This is a genomic window from Micromonospora sp. NPDC023966, assembly GCF_040639095.1.
In the GTDB taxonomy this organism is placed as follows: Bacteria; Actinomycetota; Actinomycetes; order Mycobacteriales; family Micromonosporaceae; genus Micromonospora.
Genome location: NZ_JBEZZJ010000015.1, coordinates 166,492 through 175,324 on the forward strand (window position 1 = coordinate 166,492; position 8,833 = coordinate 175,324).

The 8,833-nt window shown below is 74.6% G+C and carries 9 protein-coding genes; 6 read left to right on the forward strand and 3 right to left on the reverse strand.

Annotated features, from left to right (window positions below; genetic code table 11):
• Positions 1–135: 135 nt before the first annotated feature.
• From AB0F68_RS20730 to AB0F68_RS20750, 5 genes are all read left to right on the forward strand, one after another.
• On the forward strand, positions 136–483 hold the full coding sequence (locus AB0F68_RS20730; RefSeq protein ID WP_357340675.1) for a TcmI family type II polyketide cyclase: 348 nt from the start codon (positions 136–138) through the stop codon (positions 481–483).
• 234 nt (positions 484–717) lie between these two features.
• Positions 718–1,551 (forward strand): hypothetical protein, encoded by an 834-nt coding sequence (locus tag AB0F68_RS20735; protein WP_357340677.1) that lies wholly within the window; start codon positions 718–720, stop codon positions 1,549–1,551.
• A gap of 215 nt (positions 1,552–1,766) precedes the next feature.
• The gene (locus AB0F68_RS20740) at positions 1,767–2,969 is read left to right on the forward strand and encodes a low temperature requirement protein A (RefSeq protein ID WP_357340679.1); all 1,203 of its coding nucleotides are present in this window, start codon (positions 1,767–1,769) and stop codon (positions 2,967–2,969) included.
• Positions 2,970–3,086: 117 nt separating this feature from the next.
• Positions 3,087–3,293 (forward strand): hypothetical protein, encoded by a 207-nt coding sequence (locus AB0F68_RS20745; protein WP_355643202.1) that lies wholly within the window; start codon positions 3,087–3,089, stop codon positions 3,291–3,293.
• A 205-nt stretch (positions 3,294–3,498) separates the two neighbouring features.
• Positions 3,499–4,458 carry a TIGR03557 family F420-dependent LLM class oxidoreductase gene (locus AB0F68_RS20750; RefSeq protein ID WP_357340683.1) on the forward strand — a complete coding sequence of 320 codons (960 nt, stop codon included), beginning with the start codon at positions 3,499–3,501 and terminating at the stop codon, positions 4,456–4,458.
• A gap of 97 nt (positions 4,459–4,555) precedes the next feature.
• Here AB0F68_RS20750 and AB0F68_RS20755 read toward each other — a convergent pair whose 3' ends face one another.
• From AB0F68_RS20755 to AB0F68_RS20765, 3 genes are all read right to left on the reverse strand, one after another.
• A complete protein-coding gene (locus AB0F68_RS20755) occupies positions 4,556–6,661 on the reverse strand; it encodes an amino acid transporter (protein ID WP_357340686.1) in 2,106 nt (701 codons plus the stop codon).
• A gap of 81 nt (positions 6,662–6,742) precedes the next feature.
• Complete coding sequence (locus AB0F68_RS20760) at positions 6,743–7,144, reverse strand: hypothetical protein (protein WP_357340688.1); 402 nt, start codon at positions 7,142–7,144, stop codon at positions 6,743–6,745.
• Positions 7,145–7,294: 150 nt separating this feature from the next.
• Entirely contained in the window at positions 7,295–8,161 is an 867-nt protein-coding gene (locus AB0F68_RS20765) for a hypothetical protein (protein ID WP_357340691.1), read from the reverse strand.
• A 123-nt stretch (positions 8,162–8,284) separates the two neighbouring features.
• Between AB0F68_RS20765 and AB0F68_RS20770 the strand changes: the two genes are divergently transcribed.
• Complete coding sequence (locus AB0F68_RS20770) at positions 8,285–8,833, forward strand: CGNR zinc finger domain-containing protein (protein WP_357340693.1); 549 nt, start codon at positions 8,285–8,287, stop codon at positions 8,831–8,833.

Consider the following 8,833-nt stretch of genomic DNA (forward strand, 5'->3'; position numbering starts at 1 on the left):
ACCGGCGTCACCACGACCATCAATGTCACGGGACGGGCCGTGACGGCCAGGTGACAGCCGGCCCGGCAGGGTGGACCGCACGGTGACCGACCCCCTGGGCCGGGGTCGGCGCACCCAGCGGCGGAAGGGGGCCCGATGAGTCGACTGTTGGTCGTCAGCCGGATCGTGCCGGGGGCGCAGGGCCGGGTGGCACAGATCTTCGCCGAGTCCGACGCCACCGAGCTGCCCCGCCTCACCGGCGTACGGCACCGGTCGCTGTACTACCTGCACGACCTGTGCGTGCACCTCATGGAGACGGTCGACGTCGACCCGGACGTGGCCGCCGAGGTTCGCGACAACCCGTTCTACCAGCAGGTCAACGAGCGGCTGTCGGCGCACATCTCGCCGTACCTGCGCACCTGGCGCTCCCCCCGCGACGCCGTGGCCGGCTGCTTCTACAGCTGGGACGCGGCCGGCCTGCCCGCGCCGGGCCGGATCTGCTGAGCGATCCGCGGGAAGACCGGGGCGTCCCGGACCCTCGAACGGCACCAGGGTCCGGGGCGCCCCTTTCCGCGCTCCGCGCGGCACACGCTCGGTCATCCCGCGGCCACCGGCCGGCACCGCCCGTCCCACCAGCGACGGCAGCCGCCGACCACCCTGTCGCCGCGCGCGTACGTGTGGGAAGCTGCCCCGGGTTTTCTCGCGATTGTCGTTCACGTACATAGGAGGAGGTTGGCCATGCCGACGAGCTTCGGGCAGTGGCTGGTCGTGATCCTGGCCCTGCTGGTGGGCCTGGTCATCGGGTGGGTGGTGAGCGGCCGTCGGAGCGCCGCCGGCACCGGCACGCCCACGGTGGAGGGTGCCGCCGCCCCGGCGCCCGAGGTGACCGCCACGGTCGACCGGGAGCGGCCGGAGGCGGTGGTCGACGAGGTGCCGGCGCCCGTCGCGGTGACCGAGGAGGCGGCCACGGTCGAGCAGGACGCTCCACCGGCCGCCGCCACGCTGGCCGCCGAGGCCACCACCCTGCCGTCCGCCGAGCCGGTGACGGTCGCCGAGCCGGCCAGGATCGACGAGGAGCCGGCCCCCGCGGCCGAGCCGGTGGCCGACGAGGCGCAGCCGGTGACCCTGGCCGGCGCCAAGCCGGCGATTGCCGACGAGGCGACCGCGCCGGAGCCGGTGGCCGCCGACGAGGAGCCGGCCGCGGAGCCGGTGACCGTGCCGGCCGACGAGCCGGTCGCCGAGACCGAGCCGGTCGCGCCGGTGGCGGTGCCCGCGCCGCGCGCCGCGGTGGAGGACGTGGCTCCGGCCCAGGTGGACGCCGCCGGCCCGGACGACTTCCGGCGGATCCAGGGCATCGGGCCGAAGATGGCCGCGGCCCTTCAGGCCGCCGGCATCCGCACCTACCAGCAGCTCGCCGAACTGGACGAGCCGGTGCTGCGGGAGACCGTCAAGGCCGCCGGCTTGCGCGCCGCTCCGGGCCTGGCGACCTGGTCGCAGCAGGCGAAGGTGCTGGCCGGTGCCCGCGCCGAGGCCGAGCGGGTGCTCCCGGTCGGCGCCAGCGAGGACGCCTGATCCGACGCCCGGGCCGGTGGTGACCGTCGGTCACCGCCGGCCCGCGCCGTGTCCGGCGGCCGTCGGCCCGGGCGGGCTGATCGGCCGGTCACCGGCGCGGCGCCTCGGACGAGCGTGAATGCCGGAAACCCGGCACGGGTACGGGCGGGCTCGCTACGGTCGGGTGCGGGGCCGGACGGCCCGCCGCGCCGATCCCGCCACCGCAGGAGCAGCTCGTGCCCACCGCCACGCCGGAGCAGCCCGCCGAGCGGCGGCCCCCGGTCCGCGATCCCGAGGCACCGCGCCGGGTGACCCTGCTGGAGCTCTTCTTCGACCTGGTGTACGTGGTCGCGCTCTCCCTCATCTCGCGCGGCCTGATCACCGAGGTCAGCTGGGAGCGGGGCCTCCAGTCGCTGATCATGCTCATGGCGATGTGGTGGACCTGGGCGATCACCACCCTGGTCACCGACCTGTACGACCCGCAACGCCCCGAGATCAAGCTGCTGATCATCGCGGTGATGTTCGGGGCGCTGCTGATGACCACCGCCATCCCGGAGGCCTTCGGCGCCCGCGGGCTTGTCTTCGCCGGGACGTACGTGGCGATCCATCTCGGACGCGGACTGTTCCTCATGCCGACGGTCCGGCGGCACCGGCAGACCCAGCGCCGGGCGGCCCGCATCTTCCTCTGGTTCGCGGTCTCCGCGATCCCCTGGATAATCGGCGCCAAGGTGGGCGGCCACGCCCGCGAAGCGCTCTGGGCGCTGGCCCTGGGCATCGACTACCTCGGCTTCCGGCTCGCGTACCCGGTGCCCGGTCTCGGCGTGATACCGGACGCGCAGCGCAGCGTGACCGCCGAGCACCTCTCCGAGCGCTACCAGCAGTTCTTCATCATCGCCCTGGGCGACGCGATCCTGGTCACCGGCACCGTCTTCAGCCTGCACCACTCGGAGGCGGAGAACCTCGGCGCGTTCGCCACCGCGTTCGGCACCACGCTGCTGCTCTGGCGGATCTACGTGCACAAGTCCGGTGAGCTGCTGCCGCACGCCATCGCCATGTCCAAGCAGCCGAGCAAGTTCCTGAACACGGCCCCCTACACCCACCTGCTGATGGTGGCCGGGGTGGTGACCAGCGCGGCGGGCTTCGACCTGGTGCTGCTCGAGCCGACCGGGCTCAACTCACCGGCCTGGCTGGGGGTCATCCTCGGTGGGCCGGCGCTCTTCCTGGCCGGTCGCGCAGCCTTCGAGTACGAGGTGTTCAGCCGGGTGTCGCTCTCCCGGCCCGGGGGGATCCTGGCGCTGGTCGCCATCGCACCCGGCCTGCTGTTCCTCGCGCCGATCTACGCCGCTCTCGGGGCGATGCTGGTGCTGGCCGGGGTGGCCGTCGCCGACCACCTGCGCAGCCGGGGCCGGCCGCCGGAGGACCCCACGCCGCCGCACTGAGCCGCCCGCGATGGTCGAAATCGGCCGCGCCTCAACCGCGGCGCCGTTTGACCGTTCACCCGATCTGGGTACATGGCCTCCACCTCGAACCCACCACAACCCCAGTGGAGGCAACCCATGCGCGGCACCTCGATAGTCGGCGTCCTGGTCGTCATCTGGCTCATCATCGGCGCCATCGCCGCGGGCCAACGCGGTTACTACGGCAACGACGACACCAACTGCGCCGAGGCCGGCACCATCCTGGTCACCATTGTGGCCGGCCCGCTGAACTACATCGGCGCGAACCCCAAGGTGGACTGCGAGCTCCCCCAGCCGTCCAAGTAGGCCCGACCCCGCACCATCCCGGCCCGCGCCCGCTCCCCCGGTGCGCGGGCCGTTCCGTCCCCGCCGTATGCCGGGTCACCACCCCTAGGCCGTCCTAGGAGGCTGGGTCCCTTCCCGTCGGCGGTCGGCGGCGGGCGAGCGTTTGCCCCGCCGCCGGGTGGGAAGGGCAGCGGTCCAGCCGCGCGGGGGACGGGAGACCAGGGCGATGCAGATCGGCTACAAGCTGGCCTCGGAGGCCTTCGGCCCGCAGGAACTCATCCGCCAGGCGATCCGCGCCGAGCAGGCCGGCTTCGACTTCGTCGAGATGAGCGACCACTACCACCCCTGGCTGGAGGTGCAGGGACACTCCTGCTTCACCTGGAGCGCGCTCGCCGCCATCGCCGCGAAGACCAGCACCCTCGGCCTGGCCACCGGAGTCACCTGCCCCTCGGTCCGCTACCACCCGGCGATCATCGCCCAGGCCGCGGCCACCATGGCGCTGATCTCCGACGGGCGGTTCACCCTCGGCGTGGGGGCCGGCGAACGGCTCAACGAGCACGTGGTCGGGCAGGGCTTCCCGAGCGTGCGCGGCCGGCACGAGCGACTGCGCGAGGCCCTGGAGATCATCCGGCTGCTCTGGCAGGGCGGCTACCAGTCGTACGAGGGCAGGCACCTCCAGCTGGAGGACGCCCGGGTCTGGGACCTGCCGGAGACCCCGCCGGTGATCGCCGTGGCGGCCAGCGGACGGTCCTCCGCCGCGACGGCCGCCGAACTGGGCGACGGGCTGTTCGCCACCGAGCCGAAGTCGTCGATCGTGGCGCACTACCGGGAGGCCGGCGGGCAGGGGCCGCGCTACGCGGAGGTGCCGCTGGCCTGGGCCGCCGACGAGGAGCAGGCGGTTCGCGCGGCGAAGGAGACCAGCCGGTGGGCGGTCACCGGATGGAAGGTGATGAGCGAGCTGCCCAACCCGGTCAACTTCGACGCGGCGACGGTCTGGGTGGAGGACCAGCACATCCGGCAGCAGTTCTCGGTCGGACCGGACCCGGCGCCGCACCTGGCGAAGGCGCGCGGGTACGTCGAGGCCGGCTTCGACCACATCGTGCTGCAGAACGCCGGCCCGGACCCGGACGGCTTCCTCGACTTCTGCGCGGACGGCTTCCTCGCCCAGGTACGCGCCCTCGCCTGATCGGCCGCTGGTAGCCGGGCGCAGCCCGGGGCGGCGGGCGGTCGGCGTACCCCCTCCGGGGTCGGAGCGGGACGGGGCCGCCGGCCCGCGGCGGCGCTCACCCGCCGACGTGGATGCCGGGACGGCGGGTGGGGTCCGGCTCGGACTTGCGGATGATCTCCCGCACCACCGGCGGGGTGTCGCCGCGCCCGAGGATCAGGTAGCGCAGCAGGTGCGCGATCGGGTTGCCCTCGGACCACTCGAAGTGGCAGTGCGGGCGGACGCCGGTGGCGTCGCGCAGTGCCAGCAGGATGGCCGCGATGGCGTTGGGCGCGGCCGGGCTGTTGGCGCGCAGGATCCGGTATCCGCCGACCTCCACCCCGTGCACCCGCAGCACCTCGCTGAACCGCGAGGGGTCGCTGATGTCGATCTCCAGGAAGAGCACGTCGGCGGCCCCGGGCACCGGGTTCATGCCGCGCTGCGCGCGCTCCTTGAGCCGGTACTCCTTCAGCGAGCCGCTCTGCCGCTTGTTCGCGATCAGGTGCAGCCGGCCGTCGTGGGCGATCGACTCGGCGATGAAGCGCCGCGCCGCGTCGTCGAACTCGATCCGCTCGGCCCGCAGCTCGGTGGTCCGGGACACCCGGGAGATCAGCGAGACGGCCACGATGCCGGCGATGAAGAACCCGGAGATGGTGATGCCGTCCGGCTTCTCGATGACGTTCTCGGTGAGCGCGTAGAGCAACACCAGGGTGAGCACCGTGAAGCCGCCGGCGGCGAGCCGGTGCCGCGCCCGGTAGGCGGAGATGGTCACGGCGATCGCGCCGGAGACCATCATGGCCAGGATGCCGGTGGCGTACGCGCCGGCCTGGGCGTTGACGTCGGCCCGGAAGGCGAGCGTGATGGCGATGCTGATCGCGGTGTAGACCAGCACCACCGGACGGACCGCCCGGCCCCATTCGGGCGCCATGCCGTAGGAGGGCAGGTAGCGGGGCACGATGTTGATCAGGCCGGCCATCGCGGAGGCGCCGGCGAACCAGAGGATCAGGATGCTGCTGATGTCGTAGACGGTGCCGAACGCCTCGCCCAGGTGCTCGTGGGCCAGGAAGGCCAGCGCCCGGCCGCTGGCCTTCCCGCCCGGCGCGAACTCGTCCGCCGGGATCAGCACGGTGGTGACGAAGGTGGTCGCGATCAGATAGACCGACATGATCAGCGCGGCGGTGGTGAGCAGCCGGCGGGTGTTGCGGATCCGGGCGGCGAGCCGCCGCTCGGCGTCGCCGCCGTCCCCCCTGACCAGCGGCATCATGCTGACCCCGGTCTCGAAGCCGGAGAGGCCCAGCACCAGCAGGGGGAACGCGAGCACGCTGGTCGCCAGCACGTCGCCCCCGCCGCCGACCCGGGTCAGCCGGTCGGTCCAGTCGCCGAGCGTTCCCGCGTCGGCGGCGACCTCGGCCAGGCCGGCCACCACGATCACCGCGTTCAGCGCGAGGAAGATCGCGACGAGGGGGATGGCGACCTGCACGGCCTCGCTGAACCCCATCAGGAACACCCCGCCGAGGATGAGCAGCAGCACCACGGTCACCAGCACCGCGGCGGTGGTGCCGTGCGGGAACGACTCGGGCAGGATCGGGTTCTCCAGCAGGTGCACGGTGGCGTCCGCGGCGGAGAGCGTGATCGTGATGATCCACGAGGTGGCCACGAAGCCGAGCAGCACCAGCACGAAGAGCTTGCCGCGCCAGAACGGCAGCAGCCGCTCCAGCATGGCCACCGAGCCCTGCCCGTGCGGGCTCTCCCGGGCCACCCGCCGGTACATCGGCAGCATCCCCAACAGGGTCAGCGCCACGATCAGCAGGGTCGCGAGCGGGCTGAGCGCACCGGCCGCCACGGCCGCGATGCCGGGCAGGTAGGACAGGGTGGAGAAGTAGTCGACGCCGGTCAGGCACATCACCTGCCACCAGGGGTGCCGCTTGGCCTGGGGCTCGCGGGTCTCCGGGCCCTCCGGCTGCACCCGGTGCTGGAACAGCCAGCGAGTCAGCCGGTTGGCCGGCTCGGCCGGCCGGACCGGGCTCGCCACGCGCTCCGGGACCGTCGGGGCTCCCCCACGGACGCGGTCGCCGCGCTCCGGGTCGCGGGCGGCGCGCAGCGCCCGGTCCGCCGGTGTCGACTGCGCGTGGTGGCGGCGCCCCCGCGTCCGCCGGGGCTGCGCCCCGTCCCGTGCCTCCGCCATGTGCACCCCTTCAGGCCCTGAATCGACCGTAGGCTGTACCCAGTGCGTGACCCGGCCGAACCGGGCAAGCGGGGCAGATGATCAGGACGGGCCGGCCAGGGCGTCGCGCAGCGCCTCCGGGTCGGTCACCGTCACGGTGACGGCCGGGTGGCGCGGCCAGGGGCCGGGGGCGAGCGCCGGCACCGGGACGGCGAGGCGGATGCAGACCCCGGCGGCCACGCCGGTGCCGAAGGTGACCCCGCCGTCGGCCAGGGACAGGTGCGGGCCGACCGCCCGCCACCAGCGGTACGGGCCGCCCAGCTCCACCCCGCTGACGTTGTCCCGGGCGGTGCGCAGCCGCCAGGGGCCGAACCGCACGGTCAGGTCGTCCGGGCCCAGCTCGACGCGGGCGGTCTCCGGCCGCACCCCGAGCAGGGCCAGGGGCAGCCGGAACGCCGGGTCGAACCGGAAGGCGAAGCGGCGGACCGGCTCGGTGTGCGGCATGGCCGCCGGGTACCCGGTCGGGCCACGCCGACACCCGGTCGCGCCGGCCCGGCCGATCCCCACGTCAGCCCGGGTCGGCCCAGCCGCTCCCCCGCGGGCTGGGACCGGCCGGCGCTCCCCAGCGCCGGCCGGTCCCGTGGTCGCCTCGGGTCATCCGCGCAGCCCCAGCCGGCCGGCCAGCCAGGCGAGCCGGTCGTCCCGGGTGCGGGCGGCGCCCAGGTCGTGCTCCTCCTGCGGGTAGAGCGACACCTTGGCCTGCGGCGCCGCCGCGGCGAAGGCCGCGCGGGTCTCCGCGCCGACGAACCGGTCCGCCCCGGCGAACTGGAGGTACGCCCCGGCGCCGAGCCGCCCCACCAGGTCCACCGGGTCCAGCCCGGCGAAGACCGCCCGGTAGGCCGCCCGCTCCCCGGCCGGCAGCCGGAGCCAGTAGAGGTCGAACCAGTTGGCCCAGGTGGCGTCCGGGGCGAGCAGCACCGCGGTGCGCAGCCCCGGATCGCGGGCGGTCAGGTCGACGGCGTACATGGCGCCGTAGTCGTGGCCGACCACCGCGGTGCGGTTCCGGTCCACTCCCGGCTCGGCGAGCAGCCGCCGGTACGCCGCCTGCACCGCGTCGAGCTGGGCGGTGACCGCGGCCCGGTCGCGGGCGTCGCCGACCGGGTCGCCCGCCCACGGGAAGGTGAGCTGCGGCAGCACCGAGACCACGCCGCGGCCGGCCAGAACGGTCGCCTCGGCCAGGAAGTCGCCGCGGTCCTGGCTGGCCCGGCCCGGCTCGAACCAGTGCAGGTCCAGCACCCCGGCCAGGCCAGCGCCGGAGCGCTGCGGCCGGACCAGCCAGGCCCGGACGGCCGGCTGCCCGGCCACCGGGATCTCGATGTCGCGGACCACCGTGGCCGGCACGTGGTCTGCGGCCGCCGGGGCCGGCTCGGCGGGCGCCTCCGCGTGGGCCCCGCCGGCGCCGGCCACCGCGCCGGCGACCAGCAGCGCCGCCACGGACACGAGGACGGGCAGACGTCGCATACGCCACCTCCATAAGTTTTTAACGGCGTTTTATAACTGACGACGCTAGGATGGCGGGCGGCGATCGGTCAAGCGCGGAGGGACGGCGGGCGTGTCGGCAACCGGACGAGCGAGAAGGCGCCGATGAGCGCCGTGCCACCCCTGGAGCCCGCGCTGCGCCTGGCCATCGCGCTGCTGCACAGCTACTGGGTGCTCCAGGACCCGGTCGACCAGCTATCGGTGGCCCGGCTTCGGGCCGCCGCCCGGGAACTCGGCCTCACCGAGGTCGCCGACCCGCTCACCGACGCGGACCTGCCCCGGCTGCGCGAACTGCGCGACCGGCTCCACCGGGTCTTCGCCGCGCCCGACCCGGCCGCCCGGGTGGCCACCCTCAACGGGGTGCTGGCCGAGGTGAGCGCCGGCACGGCGGTCGAGCCCGGGCCCGACGGCACTCTGCGACTCACCCCGCTGCCCCGGCCCGGCCCGGTCGGGCCGTTCGCCGCCCTGGTCACCGGGGCGCTCGCCCGGGCCGCGGCGACCGGCGGGGCGGAGCGGTTCGGCGTCTGCACGGCCGACGGGTGCGACGCGCCCTACCTGGACCGGACCCGGGCCGGCCGGCAGCGCTACTGCTGCGAACTGTGCAACAACCGGGCCGCCGCCGCGGCGTACCGGGGGCGGTCCCGGCGCGGCTGA

Coding starts and splice junctions, on each gene's coding strand:
- AB0F68_RS20730 (WP_357340675.1), top strand. CDS start 136: ATGAGTCGACTGTTGGTCGTCAGCCGGATCGTGCCGGGGGCGCAGGGC.
- AB0F68_RS20735 (WP_357340677.1), top strand. CDS start 718: ATGCCGACGAGCTTCGGGCAGTGGCTGGTCGTGATCCTGGCCCTGCTG.
- AB0F68_RS20745 (WP_355643202.1), top strand. CDS start 3,087: ATGCGCGGCACCTCGATAGTCGGCGTCCTGGTCGTCATCTGGCTCATC.
- AB0F68_RS20750 (WP_357340683.1), top strand. CDS start 3,499: ATGCAGATCGGCTACAAGCTGGCCTCGGAGGCCTTCGGCCCGCAGGAA.
- AB0F68_RS20755 (WP_357340686.1), bottom strand. CDS start 6,661: ATGGCGGAGGCACGGGACGGGGCGCAGCCCCGGCGGACGCGGGGGCGC.
- AB0F68_RS20760 (WP_357340688.1), bottom strand. CDS start 7,144: ATGCCGCACACCGAGCCGGTCCGCCGCTTCGCCTTCCGGTTCGACCCG.
- AB0F68_RS20765 (WP_357340691.1), bottom strand. CDS start 8,161: ATGCGACGTCTGCCCGTCCTCGTGTCCGTGGCGGCGCTGCTGGTCGCC.
- AB0F68_RS20770 (WP_357340693.1), top strand. CDS start 8,285: ATGAGCGCCGTGCCACCCCTGGAGCCCGCGCTGCGCCTGGCCATCGCG.